Genomic DNA, 18218 nt, shown 5'->3' on the forward strand with positions numbered 1-18218 from the left:
AACTTGTCGGGGTCATTCCGCACCCACCTGGCCCCGAGGCCCGACGGCGCCGGGGGCCGCATCCTGCATCCACCCCCCGCCCATGGCCTTGTACAGCCCGATCATGGCCTGATGCAGGGCTACCTGGGTCCTGGTGAAGGACAGCTCCGCGTTGAAGAGGCTGCGCTCCGCGTCGAGGACCGTCAGGAAGTCCGAGTACCCCTCGTCGTAGCGCAGTCTGGCGATCTCGTCGTACTGGCGCAGGGACCCGACCTGCAGCTCCTGGGCGGCCAGTTGCCGGCCCGTCTGCTGCTGGTCCGCCAGGGCGTCGTTGACCTCGCGGAAGGCGTTCTGCACGGCCTGCATGTAACCCGCCAGGGCCTGCCCCTGCGCGGCCTCGGCCGCCCTGACGCCGCCCGATATCTTGCCGGCCGTGAAGATGGGCGCGGTCAGCGGGGCGCTGTAGTTCCAGACTTGGGCGGAACTCAGGAAGAGGTCCGTGAGATCCTCGCTGGCAAAGCCGAAGAGGCCCGTCAGGGAGATGGCCGGGAAATAGGCCGCCTTGGCCACCCCGATCTGGGCGTTGGCGGCGACGAGGGCCTGCTCGGCCTGGCGCACGTCCGGGCGGCGCTCCAGGAGGTCCGAGGGCAACCCCGCCGCGACGGCGGGCAGCGTCAGTTCCCCGATGGCCCGCCCCCGGGGGATGGGGCCGGGGTTGCGCCCCAGCAGCACGGACAGCCCGTTCTCCTGCTGGGCGATGGCCTTCTCGATGGGCGGGATGCTGGCCAGGGCCTCGTCGTACTGGGATTTGTTCTGGGTCAGCTCCAGCAGGGAGATGACGCCCCCGTCGTAGCGCTCCTGAAAGATCCTGTAGGACTCCTCGCGACTGCGCGCGGTTTCCCGGGCGATCTCCAGCTGCCGGTCCAGGCCGCGCAGGTTGACGTAGGCCGAGGCCACGCCGCCGACCAGGGACAGGACGACACCGCGCCGCGCCTCCTCCGTGGCCAGCAGCTGGGCCCTGGCCGCCTCGGCGCTGCGCCGGATGCGGCCCCACAGGTCGATCTCCCAGGCGGCGTTGAGGCTGGTCGAATACGTCTCGGTCAGGGTCGCGAAGCCCGGCGCGGGTTTGTTCTCCGCCTCCCGGGTGACCTGCTCCCGGGTGTAGGACGCCCCCGCCCCCACCTGGGGGAAAAGGTCCGCGCGCACGATGCCGTAGCGGGCCTCGAACTCCTCCACGCGCCTGGCGGCGATGAGGAGGTCCTTGTTCTCCCGTAGGGCCGTGTCGATGAGGCCGTCCAGGACCGGGTCACCGAACTGCCCCCACCAGGCCGTGTCGGCCAGGGCCCTTGCCTCGCCGGCATCCACCCGCCACGCGGACGGGACGTCGAGGTCGGGACGCGCGTAATCCGGGCCCAGGGTGCAGCCAGTTCCCAGAACCATGAGCATGAGGATCGTGATGAAGCTACGCATGTCTTCCCTCCACGCCTTCGGCCTGCGGCCGGTCAGTGTTGGGAGTCTGCTTCGAACCGTGCTTTTTGCCGCCGAGTTTCTCCACGACGTAGAACGTCACGGGGATGAGGAAGACGCCGATGAACGTGGCCGCCGTCATGCCGCCGATGACGGCGCTGCCCATCACCTGGCGCGAGACGGCGCCGGCCCCGGAGGCGATGGCCAGGGGCACGCAGCCGAGGATGAAGGCGAAGGAGGTCATGAGGATGGGCCGCAGCCTGAGCTTCGCGCCCTCGAGGGTGGCCTCCAGCAGCGGCCTGCCTTTCTCGTACTCCATCTTGGCGAACTCGACGATGAGGATGGCGTTCTTGGCCGAGAGACCGATGAGCATGACCAGGCCGATCTGGGCGTAGACGTTGTTCTCCTGCCCACGCAGCAGGAGCGCCCCGAAGGCCCCGGCCACCGCGATGGGCGTGCCCAGCAGGACCGAGAACGGCAGTGACCAACTCTCGTACTGCGCGGCCAGGATGAGGAAGACGCACAGCAGCGAGAAGCCGAAGATGGCCATGGCCGAGACGCCCTTCTGGGCCTGCCACTCCTGGAAGGACATGCCCATGTAGTCGTAGCCCATCTCGGAGGGCATGGTCTCCTCGAAGACCTCCTCCAGGGCCTGCATGGCCTGGGCCGAGCTGTAGCCCGGCGCGGCGTTGGCGTTGATCTGGGCGCTGCGGTAGAGGTTGTAGCGGATGGTGAACTCGGGCCCCGAAATGTTCCTGACCGATGTCAGGGCCGAGAGGGGCACGGTCCCGCCCGCGCTGTTGCGCACGTAGAACTGCCCGATGTTGTCGATGTTCGTGCGGTAGTCGCCCTCGGCCTGGATGAAGACCTGCCACTGCCGGCCGAACTTGTTGAAGTAGTTGATGAAGCCGCTGCCCATGAAGCTCTGCAGTGTCTTGTACACGTCGTTGATGTTCACGCCCTGCTTGAGGACCTTGTCCCGGTCCACGTCGACAAAGAGCTGCGGGACCGTGGGCCGGAAGGTCGTCGTCACGCTGGCCAGCTCAGGCCGCTTGCGGGCCGCGGCCAGGAATGCGTCCACGTTTTCGGACAGGAAGGCGATGTCCTTGCCCGCCCTGTCCTCGAGCATGAAGGTCACGCCGCCCGATGTGCCGATGCCGGGGATGGCCGGCGGCGAGAAGGCGAAGCCCACGGCCCCGCTGATCCCGGCCAGCTTGCGGCTGAGGTTCTGCTTGATGGCCTCGTACTTGACCTCGGGGACCTTGCGCATGGCCCAGTCCTCGAGGGTGATGAAAAAGAAGGCGCTGTAGGTGTTGGTGACCTGGCTCAGCATGCTGTAGCCGATGACCGAGGTGCAGAACTTCACGCCGGGCGTGTCCATGATCAGCTTCTCAGCCTCGGTGGCCACCGCGGCAGTGCGCTGCAGTGAGGCCGCGTCGGGAAGCTGGATGCCGGCGTAGAGGTATCCCTGGTCCTCCTCGGGCAGGAACCCCGTCGGCACCTTGCCCCCGAAGAACCCCGTCAGGACGACGATGCCCACGAGGAACAGCAGGCTCACGAAGCTTTTGTGCACGGCCACGCGGCAGATGCCGACGTAGCCGTCCGTGGCCCGGCCGAAGACGCGGTTGAACCAGTCGTAGAACTTCTGCAGGGGCCCCGAGCCTTTCTTCTTGGGCCGCAGCAGCAGGGCGCTGAGCGCCGGGCTCAGGGTCAGGGCGTTGAAGGCCGAGATGATGACCGAGATGGCGATGGTCAGGGCGAACTGCTGGTAGAGCCGCCCCGTGATGCCCGGGATGAAGGCCGTGGGGATGAAGACCGCGGCCAGGATGATGGCGATGGCGATGACCGGGCCCGAAACCTCCTCCATGGCCTTGAAGGTCGCCTCCCTGGGCGAGAGGCCGTGCTCGATGTGGTGCTCCACCGCCTCGACCACGACGATGGCGTCGTCCACGACCAGGCCGATGGCCAGGACCAGGCCGAAGAGCGAGAGCGTGTTGATGGAGAACCCGAAGAGCGGGAAGAGCATGAACGTGCCCACCAGGGACACGGGCACGGCCAGCAGCGGGATGAGCGTCGCCCGCCAGCCCTGCAGGAAGACGAAGACCACCAGGATGACCAGCACCAGGGCTTCGACGAGGGTGTGCTGGATCTCCTTGATGCCCTCGGTCACGGCCAGGGTGGTGTCCAGTGAGACCACGTAGTCCAGGTCCGGCGGGAAGCGCTCCTTGAGCTCCTCCATCAGGGCCCTGGCCCCGTTCGCCGCCTCGACGGCGTTGGTGCCCGGCATCTGGTAGAGGGCGATGAGGGCCGCGGGCCTGCCGTTCAGGCGCCCTTCCAGGCTGTAGGTCTGGGCCCCGAGCTCGATGCGCGCCACGTCCCGCACGCGCACCACCGACCCGTCGGAACCCGCGCGCAGCACGATCTGGCCGAACTCCTCCTCGGACTGCAGGCGGCCCTGGGCCCGGACCGTGTAGGTGAACTCCTGCCCCGCCGGGACCGGCTGCGCGCCGACCTGGCCGGCCGGGTTGACCGTGTTCTGGGCGGTGATGGCGCTGACGATCTCGGGGATGGTGATGTTCAGCTTGGCCAGCTGGTCGGGCTTGACCCACAGGCGCATGGCGTACTGGCCGGCGCCGAAGACGGTCACGCTGGCGATGCCCTTCACGCGGGTCATCTGATCGTTGATGTTGATGTAGGCGTAGTTGGCCAGGAAGACGTTGTCGTAGGTCCCGTTCGGGGAGAAGAGGCCGAACATGATCAGCGGGGACGCCGTGGATTTCTGCACCGTCACGCCATAGTTGCGCACGTCGGACGGCAGCTGCGACTCGGCCTGCCCCTGCCGCATCTGGGCCAGGAGCTGGTCCGTGTTGGGGTCGGTCTTGATGTCGAAGTTGACGGTCAGCTTGGACTCGCCGTTGTTGGCGTTGATGGAGTACATGTAGTTCATGTTGTCCACGCCCGACATCTGCTGCTCGATGGGCGTGGCCACCGCCTGCTCCAGGGTCAGGGCGTCGGCGCCGGTGTAGACGGCCGAGACCTTGATCTCCGGCGGGACGATGTCGGGGAACTGGGCCATGGGCAGGCCGACCATGGCCACGATGCCGACGATGACCATGAGGATCGAGATGACCATGGCCACGATGGGGCGGTTGATGAAGAATCTGGCCATGCGTTTACCCCTTGGCCGCGGGAGCCGGCGCCGCGGGCACGAACGGCCTGGTGGTGACGGTCATGTCCTGGCGCACCTTCTGGGTCCCCTCGGCGACCACGCTTTCCCCTGCCTCGAGCCCCTCCTCGACGACCCACCCCGAGTCGACCCTCTCGGCGACCCTGACCGGACGGATCTGCACCTTGTTGTCCGTGGTGATGACGGCCACGAGGTACTTGCCCTGCAGTTCCGTCACGGCCCGCTGCGGGACGACCACCGCGTCCTTCCTGACGCGCATCATGGCCCTGACCTTTCCGAACATCCCTGGCCGCAGGAAGCCGTCGGCGTTTGGGAACAGGGTGCCTATCCTGAGGGTGCCCGTGGTGGGGTCGATCTGACGGTCGGCCAGGGCCATCTTCCCGCTCTGGGCATAGACGGACCCGTCGGCGAGGACCAGTTGCATCGGAATCTGCGCGGCGTCGCTTTCAGACCTGCGGACGCTCAGATACTCCTGCTCGCTGACGCTGATGTAGACCTTGATGGGGTCGAGGGCGGACACGGAGGTCAGCTCCTCCTGCACGTTGGGGCCCACCAGGTTGCCGAGTTGGGCCTTGGCGATGCCCGCCACTCCGTCCACCGGGGACACGACCCTGGTGAAGCTCAGTTCCAGCAGGGCCTTCTCCAGATTGGCCTCGGCCACGGAGATCCCGGCCTTGGCCGTCAGGACGGCGGCCTTGCTGATGAGGTCGCGACCCACGGCGTAGTCGAGGTCCTTCTGGGACACGGCGTTCCTGGCGGCCAGGGGCCGGATGCGCGCCAGGTCCGCGCGGGCCGTGGCCGCGGAAGCATCCTGCGCGGCCAGATCGCCCTTGGCCTGTTCCAGGGCGGCCCGGGCCTGCCTGACCTCGGCCTCGAAGGTCCGCGGGTCGATCTCGAAGAGGACCTGCCCTTTGCGCACCTTGTCGCCTTCGATGTAATTCTGCCTGACGAGATACCCCGTGACCTGGGGGCGGATGACGGCATTGACGGATCCGTCCAGGGCGCCGATCCACTCGCTGTAGACCGGGACGTCCTGCCGGGCGACGGTCACCACCTCGACGACGGGGGGCGGGGGGGCAACTGCCTGCTCGGCCTGCCTGCACCCGACGCCCAGGAACAACGCCGGCAGAAGCGCCCAGGCCGCGGCCAGCGCGACCAGGGGACGGAAAGCGAAACATTCACGCACTCGCACTTCACAGCCTTTCATGGGCATCTCCTTTCATCTTGAACCGGGTTTCACCGCCGGCCGCCTTGGCGGGAGGGCGCTTTCATCTGCGTCTGTCCGCAATTTCAGGCTTCTCCGGATGGCGTCAGCCTCCCATATCTGATCAGGCGAGAAAAATGAACAGGATTGATGGGTTCCGGGAGCCAGGATAATCGATAACCTTGCCTGGAGGGACAGGCGAGACAACCCCGCGGCGCTACCGTTTTCAACCGGGCGCACGGACCCAAGCGGACGTCGCGGCGCACGATCACCCCACGCCGCGACGTCCGAGAGACCGCTCAGCTACTTGGTCCGTCCCCAGACGACATCAATGCGTTCCTTCAGCAGGGCGGCCCACTCGTTCATGGCTTCCTCGGACTGCCCGGTCTTGGTGAAGCCGGCTGTGTCATATTTCTTGCCGACCTTCGTGTCGGCGAACATGGCGAGGGTCTCCCCCGTCACGGAGTCGACGAAACGGATTTCCACGGCGCACTTGCCCACGCCAACGGCCTGGCCCGTCGCGACCTTCATGCCGGCCGAAAGAATGATGCCTACGGGGACCACGGAGGTCAGAGCGTTGGACACGGGACTGCTGGCCTCGACCTCGGTCACGGCCGCCTTGACGGCGATGACGCCCGGCCCCGGCTGGGAGGACAGCTTCAGCGCCTTGCCGTCGGGCACCTGCGTGAGCACGTCATGGAAATACGTGGCCAGGAGTTTCAGATCCGCCATCTTCAGCCCCGACTCCCTGGCCATGTCCTCGCCCTGCCACAGCACCACCGGCTCGATGTACAAGGCCGAGTAGGTTGCCGGGCTGAAGGCCGTGTTCCTCCATCCCAGCCCGCCCTTCAGGTCGGGGTTTTCCTGCAGCTTCGCGTAATCGGCGCCGAGGAAGTGGTCCGCGGGGTTGAAGTCCGTGGCGGACTGTTTCCCGCCCGTGGCGCACGCGCACAATGAGAACAGCAACGCGACAAGGATAATTTTCTTCATGACAACCGCTCCTTGAACATTCATGTTGAGATGCAACGACGCTGAAAAACTCCGTCCACAGGCAATGCATTCCTCTCTCTGGAATGCCCGGGGGATATGTAAAAACACACTATATCCTCAGGCTTCAGCAATGAAACAGAGAGTCGGCCGGGATGCTCACGTCGTCGAAATCCAGCCTCGCGTAGCAGCGGGCCCGGCTGACTTCGACTCCCAAGGACTGTAGCACGGCCTGAGCCAGGTTGCGGGCGTACTCTTCCGACGCTCTCCCATTGATCACAGCGTTGAAGGCCATAATCACGGGACCGAAAATCAGGTCGAAGGCGAGCTGCTCATCGGGCACAGTGAAGAGCCCGGCCGCCATGCCGTTTTTGATCTCACGCGGCACGACCGTGGTGGTCAGGTTTCCTGCGCTGAGGGCGCCCGGGCCGCCCTTGCACACGAATTGGGCCAACACGGGGTTGTTCACGGCCAGCCTGACAACCGACACAAGGCCGCAGGCAAGACTCGCGGCGGGGTCCCGTTGCCTCTGCACGATGGGGTCGACGATGGTGATGATCTCGTTACTCACTTCCCTGGCCACTTCCAGAAACAATTCCTCGTTGGTGCGGAAGTAATTGTAGAATGTGCCTCGGGATACGCCAGCCTGCTTTATGACCAGCTCGATGACCGAGGCCTCTGCTCCGTGCTGCGCGAAAACATGTATTGCGCCCCGCAGGAGTTTTGCCCGAGTTTTTTCCCGGCGCTCTGCCGCGACGAGCGTCCTGTGGTCGATCGGCTTCGTTCGATTCGTCATGGTGAAAAGCATCCGCAATTTAAGATTCAGAAGGCCATGGTCATGCCGGCGTACAGGCCGTCGTTGGCCATGTCGTAGCTGAACCCGTCCTTGTCATAGTCGACTTTCAGGTACCGGTAGCCGAAGGTGGCGATGATGGACTCGGACAGCGCGTACTCCAGGCCGGCCAGAGCCTGCCAGGTGAAGTCGGAGCCGACGCCGAAACCGCCGACGTCAGCGTAGCCGACCAGGCTCAGCCCGCCGCCAACCGGAAAAATCAGTCTCAGCCCGAGATAGGGATCCACCCAATCCTTGTCGCCCGAGCGGCCAACCGAACCCGACGGTCCGCCGACCAGGCGTGCGTCGATATCCACATCCACGTCGATTTTGCTGTACCGCATGCCACCAACGGCATCCAGCGCCAACCGCTCTTCCAGAACGCGCCAGGCCACTGCGAAAGCCAACATGGTTTGTTTCACCTCCGCCTCGGCCGATACGGACACCGCGCCGTCGGCGCTCCGCGCGTCCGCGGAATCGGAGACATTCATGTACATGCCGTCGAAGAGAAAGCCCAGGCGTCCCTTCCGCACCTCGATGGCCGTCATGAAGCCGAAGTCCAACACGTCGAGAATGTCGGAAAACTTCATGTCCATCGTCGTTTTGGGCAGTCGCCCGGCCTGGACGTCGCCTTTCATCCTCGTGGCCCAGAGGTAGGGAGTGATGGAATAGCGGAGAGTGTCGCCACTCTCGGCAGACCATGCTGGCAAGACGCCTAAAGCCGCAACTGTCAGGAGAAGAAGCGCCGACACCCGGATCCGCGTGCGTGTACGGACACAATATCTGTTCATGAATTTTACCCCGGTTTGGATTTGGTCTTCAATACACAAGTTCACAGATCGAGACGGTCGATGCTCCACTCGATCCCTTCGACCCGGGGCATCTCACGGCCGTCGTCGATGCCGATCTCGGCCTTGATGATGGCTTCGAGCTTGCCGTTCATGGCCGTGACCAACGCGGCATTGCCTTTCGGGTCCACGGCCAGATTGTCCATTTCGTTCGGGTCGGCGGACAGGTCGAACAGTTCGACGTCGTTCCAGCGATACAGTTCGTCGAGGCTCTCCGGCCTGTTGCGCTCCATCGGTGAGAAATAGCGCGTGAACTTGTGGCGTCCGTCGAATACGGTCCGGAGACTGCCGCGCTTTTTCATGTTCGGCCGGTACCCGGCCTTCTGCACGGCGGCCTTGGGATCCTGGCCAACTGCCCTGGCTTCCGCGATGATACGGATCAGTTCGCTGTCGTTGGTCGAGATGCCGCTGTAGGTGAAGAGGACGCTGTCGCGAACGGCATGCACGTCGGCCGTGCCGGGGCTGGTGAGAACCGCCGAGAAGTCCTTCCCCGGGAGTTCCCGGCCGGCGAATTCGGCCCGCCTGCCGGCATCCACGCCGCACATGGAGAGTATGCTCGGCACGATGTCGACATGCCCGGTCAGGGCGGCGCAGTCCCGGCCGCCCTGCACCTCGGGGTGGGAGATGATCAACGGCAGATGGATGGCCTCCTCGTAGGCGAAGGGGCCTTTGCCGCGCAGGCCGTGGGCGCCGCCCATTTCGCCGTGGTCCGAGGTGAAGACGATGATGGTATTCTCGGTCAGGCCGAGGGCATCCAGTTCGTCGAGGATTGTCGTCAGTTCGAGGTCCGCGGCGCGCATCGAGTTGAGATAGAAGTCGCTGAAGCGCTCCCAGCGGGCCGGCTCCGTGGGAATGGTCCCCAGCGTGTAGCCCCAGGCGCGGTTGAATTCACCGTGGGCGGCCGGCCGGCCCGGAGCGTCCAGGGGCTGGCGGAGGTTGCCCGGCAGCGGCGCATTCCAGCGCTTTTCGTACAGGGGGTGCTTCGGAGCCCGCGAAGAAACCATCAGGAGCTTGCCGGTGTCCTGCACGTTCTCGCCGGAGAGGTCGGTATTGAAGTACATGATGTCGTGAGGGTTCACGAGGCTCACGAACAGCGACCAGGGAGTGCCTTCATCGGCCAGGGACCGGCCCTTGTCGCGCAGCCACGAGACGGCGCTGCCGGCGATCATGTGGTCGTGCTTGTACCCGCCCAGGGTATGCGCCAGCACGTCGCCGGGCCAGACGAAATCCGAGAACCCGTAGGCCTCCATTTCCTTGGTGAAAAGGCGCTCTGGCCGGTCGGTGTCGAAATCGCGATTCAGATGCCATTTCCCCTTGTAGGCCGTGTAGTAGCCGGCCTTGCGCAGCATGTGGCCGATGGTCGGCACTTCCGTGGACAGGGATTTCACGTAGGGCATGTCGCAATTCTCGAACATGCCGTTGTCCGGGGTCTGCAGGCCCGTCATCAGCACGGATCGGGAGCTGGTGCACATGACCGCCGGGCAATAGTGTCTGTGGAAGGTCACGCCACGTTCGCGCAGCAGCTCATGCCCGGCCAGCGTGAAGCCCTCGGGATGGCGCTTAAAATATCGTTCCTGGTCCGTGAAGACGAACAGGACATTGGGGCGGCCGGCCACAGGTGCCGAAGTTGGCTTGGGCGTGGTCGCGGCCCTGGCCCCGGGCGGATGGACGAAGCTTGCTTCGACGAGGGATGCTGCAACCATCCCGCTGGAAATCTTGAGGAAGCTTCGCCTGGAAATGGCGGCTTCAGCCTGCTGCTCCTGCGTGGACTTGCGTTCCATATCCGACTCCCTTGAACGGGTTAGAGGTGAAGGATTGGCAGGTGGACATATGCTTGCCCGGAAGTCCTGCACCCACCTATAATGACAACTATGTCATTATGACAAATACATCATTCATGGCAAGCCCGTTCTTCGACACGAGAGTCCCCCGACAGCCGATCATGGGCCGCAAACGCACGTCGGACAGCAGTGCCGGAAGGACTCGTCGGCCGGCATCCGCCTGCCGATCATACCGATGACCTTGCGGATTCTTCCGATACCGGCATCGTGGCGACTGGAGCCAGCAGATTCGGTGAGAATCACGTCGCGTCGTGAGTTCACCAGGGCTTTTCCCGCCGAAGGATGTGACAAATCTACTCTCCCGCGCGTATATGCTTAAGCATGGATACGCCGGATACCGACAGAGACGACGCGATGGCCGTGGAGCGCACCCTGAACGGCGAACGCGAGGCCTTCGCCGTCCTGGTCCGGCGGTATCAGGGACCGGTCTACCGTCTCATGCTGCGCTTCAGCCGGGACGAACACGAAGCCGGCGAAATGGCCCAGGACGCCTTTGTCCGGGCCTACGAGCGGCTGGCCTCCTACGACCCGCGGCGGCGCTTCTTCACCTGGCTCTACACATTGGCCCTGAACCTGGCCCGCGACCGTGCGCGGCGGGTCGTGCGCGAACCCCTGTATAGGCAGGACCTGGAAAAGATCCAGGCCGACCCGCGACACGACCCCTTGGCCAGCCTCGAAGCCGCAAGGCTTCTCGACGCCCTGCGGGGGCTTGCACCCAAATACGCCGAGGCCCTGGCCCTGCGGTACATCGAGGACCTGCCCCTGGACGCCGTGGCCGAAACCCTTGGGCTGTCCATGAGCGGCGCCAAAATGCGCGTGCACAGGGCCCTGCACATGCTGCGGAAACTCTACGGGAAGGAAGGAACACCATGAATGCGAAACATCGCACCGATACATCGAACGACGAACTCGCCTCCGGCCTGCGCCGCCTCGGCGCCATGGATCCGGGTCCGGATTTCGCGGCCCGCGTCATGGACCGCATCGGCGCCGCCGCGCCGCTGCCCGGCCCGAAGCGGCGGATGGCGCGGGTGATCGGCTGGCTCACGGAGCCGCGAACCATCCGCGTCTCGCCCCTCGGCGGCCTGGCCGCCGCGGCCTGCCTGCTGCTCGCCCTGGGACTGTTCTTCACCATCAATCCCGGGACCGGAAGCGGCCGTACACCGGCAGGCCTGTCGCCCGTCACCTTCGTCCTGGCCGCGCCCTCGGCGCGGGAAGTGGCCGTCATCGGCAGCTTCAACGGCTGGAAGACTGCGGGCTGGACCATGCGCAACGACCCGGCCACGGGCCTGTGGACCCTGACGACGGCCTTGCCGCCCGGCAGCCACGAATACGTCTTTCTCGTCGACGGGACCACGCCCGTGACCGACGCCGCGGCGGCCCTCAGCGTCGACGACGGCTTCGGCAGCCGCAACTCCATCCTGCTGGTGAAAAACGGCGATGGCGCGGCGCTTTAGCATCCTGCTCATTGCGTTCCTCGTAGCCGCGGCATGGCTACCGGGACCGGTGGACGCCCTGGCGTCCGCACTCGACGCGCCCCTGCGGCAGGCCCAGGACGACGGACGGCTGAGCGCCGGCGATGCCCAGGCCATCGAAGCCGCCATCGACCAGGCCAGGGCCGACGGGCTGCCGCCTGCGCCCTTCATAGCCAAGGCCGAGGAAGGGCTGGCCAAACGCGTCGCCGGCCGGGCCATCATCCAGGCCCTGGAGACCATGCGCAGCGATTACGCGTTCGCCCGGGACGCCCTGGCAAGGGAAGGTCGGGAACCGTCGCCGGACGATGTCGTCATGGCCGGGGACAGTCTGCGGGTCGGACTCACGCGCCAGGAACTGGATGAGATGGCGGCGTTGGCGCCGCCCGCGTCGCCGGCGGAACTGGCCACGGCGGCCAGAACGCGGGCAGCATTGAACGCCGTCGCATTTCCCGCGCGCCTGTCCGACGCCATCCTGCGCCGCGGCCTGGCCGCAGGTTCCCTGTCCGCCCAGTGGACGCAACTCTTCCGCGTGGTGCAGCGGACCCGCGAGGCAGGCATGGCCGACGCCGCCGTGGCCGACGCCGCCATGCGGACACTGGACGACGGGGGCGGGCCGGCCGAACTCCTGCAGGAACTGGGGCTGACCGGCCGTGACATCCGCAGAAGCCCCGGCAAAACCGCAAAATAGTCTGTGACCTTCGGGTCCGGCCAACGTATATCCTTGTGCCATGAAAAACATCATCCGTACGATCATCATCCTGCTGCTGCCCCTGACCATCGGAGCCTGCGCCCACATGGACGCCGCCGTCCGCAAGGTCCAAGGCGAATACCATGCGGTGCAGGGGCAATACTACCTGAACAGGGGAGATTTCGCCGCCGGCCGGGCGGCCTTCGCCCCCAGGGTGGCCCAGTGGCCCGACGACCCTGAACTGAACTACTTCATGGCCCGCTTCGAGCTGGGCGGAGACAAACCCGAAGCGGCGCTGCCGTTCATCCAGAAGGCCGTGAAGCTGGCCCCGGCCAACGCCGACTACCGCTTCTGGGAAGGCGTGACCTGGTGGGCGCTGATGAAGCCGGACAAGGAAAGGGCCGCCTACGAAAAGGCCCTGTCCATCGACCCGGACCACCTCTCGGCGAACCTCTACCTGGCCCACAACATGCTCGACCGCGGCAGAAACGCCGAGGCGCTGAAACTCTACGACAAGGCCCTCTCCCTGAACCCGGACGAACCCCAGGCCATGTTCAACAGGGCAGTGGCCCTGGAGCGCCTGAAGCGGGACAGGGAGATGAAGCTGGCCATGCACCGCTACCTGGAGAACTACCCGGACGCCCCCCTTGCGCGGCAGGGCGTGCGCATGCTGAACGAAGCCGGCGACTTCTCGTGGCGCAACCACGTCATCGGGCTGCGCACCATCCCCCTGAAGGCCGTGGAGTTCAGGCCTGGAACGGCGACGCTGACCGAAAACGGCGAAGCATCGCTGAGGCGCATCGGCGAGATGCTGAACGACAAGGCGGACCTGAACGTCCACGTCGTCGCCTACGTCAAGGGCGACACGGCCCTGGCCAGGGACCGGGCCCTGGCCGTCAGGGAATATGTTCGCCGCCAGTACCCGAAAGTCGCCCCGGCGCGCCTCGCGCCGAGCTGGTTCGACACACCCGAGAGCATCAAAACGGACGCCGGGACGCACAGCCTGGCCCAGTCCGTCAACATCTTCACCAAGGTTCAATAGCGTAAAGGAGAATCACCATGCGTACCATCCTCAAGTATTTTCTGGCCGCAATGCTGCTGACAACCCTGTCGGCCCTTCCGGTCATGGCCCAGGAAACGGATGATCCCGGCGACGCCCCCGCACCGGCCTTCAGCAACCCGACACAGTCGAGCATTGCCGAAGGGCTGGCTGCGGCCGCAACGGAAAAAGCCGATGCAGAGCTCGCCGATGCCACGGCCGACCTCGCCGACGCCACGGCAGACTTGGAGCAGGCGAACGCGAATCTGGCCGCAACCCCCGGCGACCCGGCTCTTGAGCAGGCTGCTGCGGACGCGCTCTCCGCGTACGACACGGCGGTGAAGAATTTCAACGCCGCGACTGCGGCGGCCGCAGTCGACGTCACCGCAGCGGATGTGGCGGCCATGCGCAGCCTCGACATGGGCTGGGGCCAAATCGCGCAGGAGCTTGGCGTGCATCCCAGCACCATCGGCAAGAGCGTGGCCAACCGCAACCGCGCCATGAACAGCTATGGCAACGCGTACGGCCTGACAACGCGCAACACCGCCACGGGCAAATCCAGCGACGCGGCGTCCGCTTCATCGGGCAAGGGCGGCAAGGCAGGAGGAAACGGCAAGGGTGGAGGTAACGCCGGTGGCAACGGCAAGGGCGGCGGTAACGGCGGCGGCAACGGCGGTGGTAACGGCGGCGGCAACGGCGGTGGAAATGGTGGTGGAAATGGTGGAGGCAACGGCGGCGGAAAGAAGTAGCACCTCGCCATCTCGCTGATCATCGTTCAAGGGATCGGACACGGAGTCCGGTCCCTTTGTTTTTTCGACCTCCACAAAGCCCGCCACTGCAGTCCGTCACGATCTTCGCCCGGCCGGGCCCGGCCCGCCATCCCTTTGGGGCGCGTACCCTTCCCTCTGGCAAAGGACGGCCAATCCGGTTATGGGCTGGTCATCAGCAACCGTTTCAGGAACATGCAATGCCTTCGTGTGCACATGGCGCAGCCCTCTTCTCGTACCCCTTTCTGTCCCTGTGCGCGGTGGCCCTGTTCGGCTTCGGCAATATCGCCGTGTTCTACGGCCTGTATCCCTACCTCATCTCCATCGGGATTTCGCCCTTCTGGTCCGGCTGGATTCTGGCCCTCGAACCTCTGACCGCCCTGGTCCTGCGTCCGCTCATCAGCCCCAGGCTCGGGCCCGGCAACGCCCTGCCGGTCATGTGCGCGAGCCTGGTCATGACCGCTCTGGCCCTGCTCGGCTACTGCCTGGCCAGGGACACGGCGTCCCTCGTCTGCCTGCGGATCTTTCACGGCGCGGCCTTCGTGGCCCTGGTCTCGGCGACCACGGCGCTGCTCGTCCACTTCATCCCGCCTTCCGCAAGCGGCCGGGGCTTCGGCATCTTTTCTTTGACCACCATGCTGCCCTTCGCCGTCATGCCCCCGCTCATGGAATTCCTGCTGCGCGTCGTGCCCAGCGCCGGCCTGCCCCACGCCTGGCTCTTCCGGCTCTCCGCGGCCATGGCCCTCGGCGCCGGCCTGCTCGTGCACCGCAGCACGGCCCAGGACCCGCCGACCCATTCCTGAACCTTCCGCCAAGGAACAAACCCGATGCACCCCACCAGAACCCGACAGGAATGCCTGGACTGGCTCCGCGCCAACCCCGGGACCATCGAACCCGGCCAGGACGTGAATATCGCCCCGTTCAGGCCCGAAGACGCCGAGGGCGTGGCCCGGCTGTATTTCGCCGTCTACGGGGAGAACTTCCCCCTGGACTATGTCTACGACCCGGCCAGCATCGCGGCCGCGAACGCGGGGCCGGACCTGTACCAGTACGTGGCTCGCACCCCGTCCGGAGACGTGGTCGGAGTTTCGGCCCTGTTCCGGGCCGCCCCTTTCGAGGGCATCATGGAATCGGGAGGGCTCATGGTCCTGCCCGGATACCGCAGCGGGTTCCTGGCCGTGAACCTGACCGCGGCGACGATCGACTCCCTGCCACAGGAACTCGGCCTCAATGCCGTGTTCGGACAGTGCGTATGTGATCTGCTGAGCACGCAGAAGATGGTGCGAAAATTCGCCTACGGCTACTACGCCATGGAACTGGAAGCCATGCCGCCAAGGCCCGAGGAGAGCATCGACGGGGTCGGCGGGCGGATTTCGCTCCTCAACGCCATGCGCGTCTTTCGCGACCGACCACACACCGTCCACCTGCCCAAGCGCTACGCCCGGTTCATCCAGGACATCTACGCCGCGGCAGGACTGAAACGCAGTCCGGGCGTACCCCTGCCGGCCACCGGAGCGACACGCTGCACCTCGACCGCCATGGATGCGGCGTCCCTGGCCAAGCTCCTGGTCCACGAACCGGGAACGGACATGCAGGCCGCCATCGACGCCTTCGAAACCCGTCACCCGGGCCGCCACGCGTACCACCTGCACTTGCCGCTGGCCCATCCGGCCCTGCCGGAAGCCGTGGAAACGGCCCGCGCACGGGGCTATTTCTACGCCGGCGTGCTCCCGCTCTGGACCGGCACCGACGTGCTCCTGCTGCAGAAGCTCCCGGCCGAGCCGGACTTCTCCCTGCCCAGGCTGCTCGGCGACGAGGCCAAAAAACTGTTCGCCTTCATCCGGGCCGACCGGGAGTCCCTGGCGACCTGAAAACCGGGCCGGGTCTCCCCGGCCCGCAGCCTACCTGTTCAGGCGCTTCTCGAAATCTTCGAGAGTCTTCAGCTCGCACGCCTCTTTTTCGCTGATGCTGACCTTGAACCGGTCCGCGATGGCCAGCAGGATGGCCGGGTAATCGACGGAATCGACGCCCTGCCTGGACAGGGGCTGGCTGGGGTCGAGCCCGTCGACGACATCCGGCTCAACGCCGGCGTCCAGGAAAAGATCGAACAACTCTTCGCGGGTGACAGTCATGGTCATCTCCTTGGTGTAGCTGGTGACAGCGGCCTCATCGCCGCAATTTGTGACGCTGGATCTTGCCGGTGGCCGTGCGCGGGAGGGACGGCAGAAATTCGACCATGGCCGGGACCATGTGTTTGGGGAGACGCTCGCGGACGTGGCGCCGCAAGGCCTGGGCCAGCCTGCCGTCGGCTTCGACCCCGGCCGGGGGCACCACAAAGGCCGCCGGGTAGTCCAGACCGTGCAGCGTGCAGCGGGCGACGCAGCACTCGGCCACGGCCGGGTGCGTCTGCAGGCAGTCCTCGACCAGGATCGGCGAAACCCACAGCCCGCCCGACTTGATCATGTCGTCGGCCCGGCCCTGGTACCGGTAGAACCCGTCCTCCTCCACGCACAAGTCGCCGGTTTCGAGCCAGCCTCCCGGCAGCATGGCCTTGGCCGTGGACTCGGGCCGGTTCCAATAGCCCCGCGCCAGCCCCGGACCGCGCACGCGCAGGCGTCCGGGCGTGCCCGAAGGGACGTCTTCACCGCGCTCGTCCACAAGACGGACCTCATAGCCGGGCACAACGCGGCCCAGGGTTCCGGCGAACGCCGATCCCGGCAGGTTGGACAGGAAGACGAAGCCCGATTCGGTTGTGCCCAGTCCGTCGAAAATGTCCACCCCGAGCCAGTCCCGCACCTCCGTGAACACGGGGGCGGGCAGCGCCTCCCCCGCCGAATAACACAGACGCAGGGACGACATGTCTTCCCCGCCCGAACGCGCGCGCAGCAGGGACTGGTAGACCGTGGGAACGGAAAAGAAGACGCTGACCCGGTGCCTGGCCACAAGGCCCATGATCTCTTCCGGATCGGGCGGACCCGGATTGAGGACCAGGGTTGCGCCCGCTCCCAGGGCCAGTCCGATCTGGACGCCCAGTCCGTAGGCGAAGGGCATCTTACTGGAGGACAGGAAAATGTCGTCTGCCGCGTCGCCCAGCACGGCCGGTGCGAAGGTGTGCGGCGGCACGGCCAGGTCGTCGCAGTCGTGCGGCACGCCCTTGGGCCTGCCCGTCGAACCGGACGTGTAGAGCATGAAGCCGGAACTGTCCCTGCCGGCGGCGGTCCGCAACGGAGCGGAAGATGCATCCGGCCGGCCGGCGGGTTCGCCCGGATCGGTTTCCAGGACCGGTCCTTGCCAGGACGTGTCGTGACCCCGCCCGGCGCAGAGCACGAGCAGACGGGGCCCGGCATCGTGCAGGATGAAGTCCCGGTCGGCCAGGCTGACGCGCTCGTTGATGGGCACGGCCACGGCCCCGACGGCCAGGGCGGCCAAAAACCACGTCACCAGGGCCGGGCTGTCCGGCAGCAGCAGGGCCACCCTGTCGCCCGGGACCACGTCCCTGCGCAGCAGTTCGCCGGCCAGGACGCGGATGTCCCGCACCAGCCGGTCGTAGCTCACCAATCGCCCTTCGAAGATCAGCGCCGCCTTGGACGGATGGCGTGCCGCGTGGCCTTCGAGAATGGACAAGACACTGTTCGAATCCATGAATCCCCCTGACGTTTTCCCTGACCGGACACGGAGCGACTCGCCCGGACAATTCCGCCCGGAACGGATTTCTCCGCCGGGCTCCCGGCCCCGCCCCCGGCGAAGCGCCGGAATCTGCCGACGACGAGGCAGCGCGGCGCATTGCCTCGTACACATTTTCCGCGGTCCGCACAATGACGGCAGCTTGCGGCGGGGTTCCTGCACGGCAGCCGCGCACGGTGCGGACAGCGCCTTGTGTTGACAGAAAGCGTTTTTTTTTCGCAGA

Annotated in this window: 16 protein-coding genes; 7 read left to right on the top strand and 9 right to left on the bottom strand. The window is 65.9% G+C overall.

Annotation, left to right across the window (positions count from 1 at the left end):
- Positions 1-12 precede the first annotated feature (12 nt).
- The 7 genes from ACYQ3G_RS13110 to ACYQ3G_RS13140 all read right to left on the bottom strand — a co-directional run bounded on the left by ACYQ3G_RS13110 (position 13) and on the right by ACYQ3G_RS13140 (position 10285).
- A complete protein-coding gene (locus ACYQ3G_RS13110) occupies positions 13-1449 on the bottom strand; it encodes an efflux transporter outer membrane subunit (protein WP_459826300.1) in 1437 nt (478 codons plus the stop codon).
- Positions 1442-4615 (bottom strand): efflux RND transporter permease subunit, encoded by a 3174-nt coding sequence (locus ACYQ3G_RS13115; protein WP_459826302.1) that lies wholly within the window; start codon positions 4613-4615, stop codon positions 1442-1444. The genes ACYQ3G_RS13110 and ACYQ3G_RS13115 overlap by 8 nt, the downstream gene beginning before the upstream one ends.
- Before the next feature lie 4 nt (positions 4616-4619).
- Positions 4620-5840 (bottom strand): efflux RND transporter periplasmic adaptor subunit, encoded by a 1221-nt coding sequence (locus ACYQ3G_RS13120; protein ID WP_459826304.1) that lies wholly within the window; start codon positions 5838-5840, stop codon positions 4620-4622.
- Between the two features lie 300 nt (positions 5841-6140).
- Positions 6141-6827, bottom strand: coding sequence for a DUF3313 domain-containing protein (locus tag ACYQ3G_RS13125; RefSeq protein ID WP_459826306.1), 687 nt, complete (start codon positions 6825-6827; stop codon positions 6141-6143).
- A 124-nt stretch (positions 6828-6951) separates the two neighbouring features.
- Positions 6952-7620, bottom strand: coding sequence for a TetR/AcrR family transcriptional regulator (locus tag ACYQ3G_RS13130; protein WP_459826308.1), 669 nt, complete (start codon positions 7618-7620; stop codon positions 6952-6954).
- A gap of 26 nt (positions 7621-7646) precedes the next feature.
- Entirely contained in the window at positions 7647-8246 is a 600-nt protein-coding gene (locus ACYQ3G_RS13135) for an outer membrane protein (protein ID WP_459826310.1), read from the bottom strand.
- Between the two features lie 242 nt (positions 8247-8488).
- A complete protein-coding gene (locus ACYQ3G_RS13140) occupies positions 8489-10285 on the bottom strand; it encodes a sulfatase-like hydrolase/transferase (protein ID WP_459826312.1) in 1797 nt (598 codons plus the stop codon).
- 381 nt (positions 10286-10666) lie between these two features.
- On the opposite strand from ACYQ3G_RS13140, the gene ACYQ3G_RS13145 reads away from it, so the two are divergent.
- From ACYQ3G_RS13145 to ACYQ3G_RS13175, 7 genes are all read left to right on the top strand, one after another.
- A complete protein-coding gene (locus tag ACYQ3G_RS13145) occupies positions 10667-11218 on the top strand; it encodes an RNA polymerase sigma factor (protein ID WP_459826314.1) in 552 nt (183 codons plus the stop codon).
- Positions 11215-11799, top strand: coding sequence for an isoamylase early set domain-containing protein (locus ACYQ3G_RS13150; RefSeq protein WP_459826316.1), 585 nt, complete (start codon positions 11215-11217; stop codon positions 11797-11799). The genes ACYQ3G_RS13145 and ACYQ3G_RS13150 overlap by 4 nt, the downstream gene beginning before the upstream one ends.
- Positions 11783-12505, top strand: a complete 723-nt coding sequence (locus tag ACYQ3G_RS13155; protein WP_459826318.1) for a hypothetical protein — start codon at positions 11783-11785, stop codon at positions 12503-12505. The genes ACYQ3G_RS13150 and ACYQ3G_RS13155 overlap by 17 nt, the downstream gene beginning before the upstream one ends.
- A gap of 40 nt (positions 12506-12545) precedes the next feature.
- Entirely contained in the window at positions 12546-13547 is a 1002-nt protein-coding gene (locus tag ACYQ3G_RS13160; RefSeq protein WP_459826320.1) for a tetratricopeptide repeat protein, read from the top strand.
- A 17-nt stretch (positions 13548-13564) separates the two neighbouring features.
- Positions 13565-14293: a hypothetical protein gene (locus ACYQ3G_RS13165; RefSeq protein ID WP_459826322.1), complete on the top strand. Its 729-nt coding sequence runs from the start codon at positions 13565-13567 to the stop codon at positions 14291-14293.
- A 218-nt stretch (positions 14294-14511) separates the two neighbouring features.
- Positions 14512-15114, top strand: a complete 603-nt coding sequence (locus ACYQ3G_RS13170; RefSeq protein ID WP_459826324.1) for an MFS transporter — start codon at positions 14512-14514, stop codon at positions 15112-15114.
- A 24-nt stretch (positions 15115-15138) separates the two neighbouring features.
- On the top strand, positions 15139-16182 hold the full coding sequence (locus ACYQ3G_RS13175) for a GNAT family N-acetyltransferase (protein ID WP_459826326.1): 1044 nt from the start codon (positions 15139-15141) through the stop codon (positions 16180-16182).
- A gap of 30 nt (positions 16183-16212) precedes the next feature.
- On the opposite strand, the gene ACYQ3G_RS13180 is transcribed toward ACYQ3G_RS13175, so the two are convergent.
- Together ACYQ3G_RS13180 and ACYQ3G_RS13185 are read right to left on the bottom strand one after the other, a co-directional pair.
- Entirely contained in the window at positions 16213-16443 is a 231-nt protein-coding gene (locus ACYQ3G_RS13180) for an acyl carrier protein (protein WP_459826328.1), read from the bottom strand.
- A 34-nt stretch (positions 16444-16477) separates the two neighbouring features.
- Positions 16478-17953: an AMP-binding protein gene (locus ACYQ3G_RS13185; protein WP_459826330.1), complete on the bottom strand. Its 1476-nt coding sequence runs from the start codon at positions 17951-17953 to the stop codon at positions 16478-16480.
- Between the last annotated feature and the right edge of the window lie 265 nt (positions 17954-18218).

Source organism: Desulfomicrobium salsuginis, assembly GCF_054657795.1.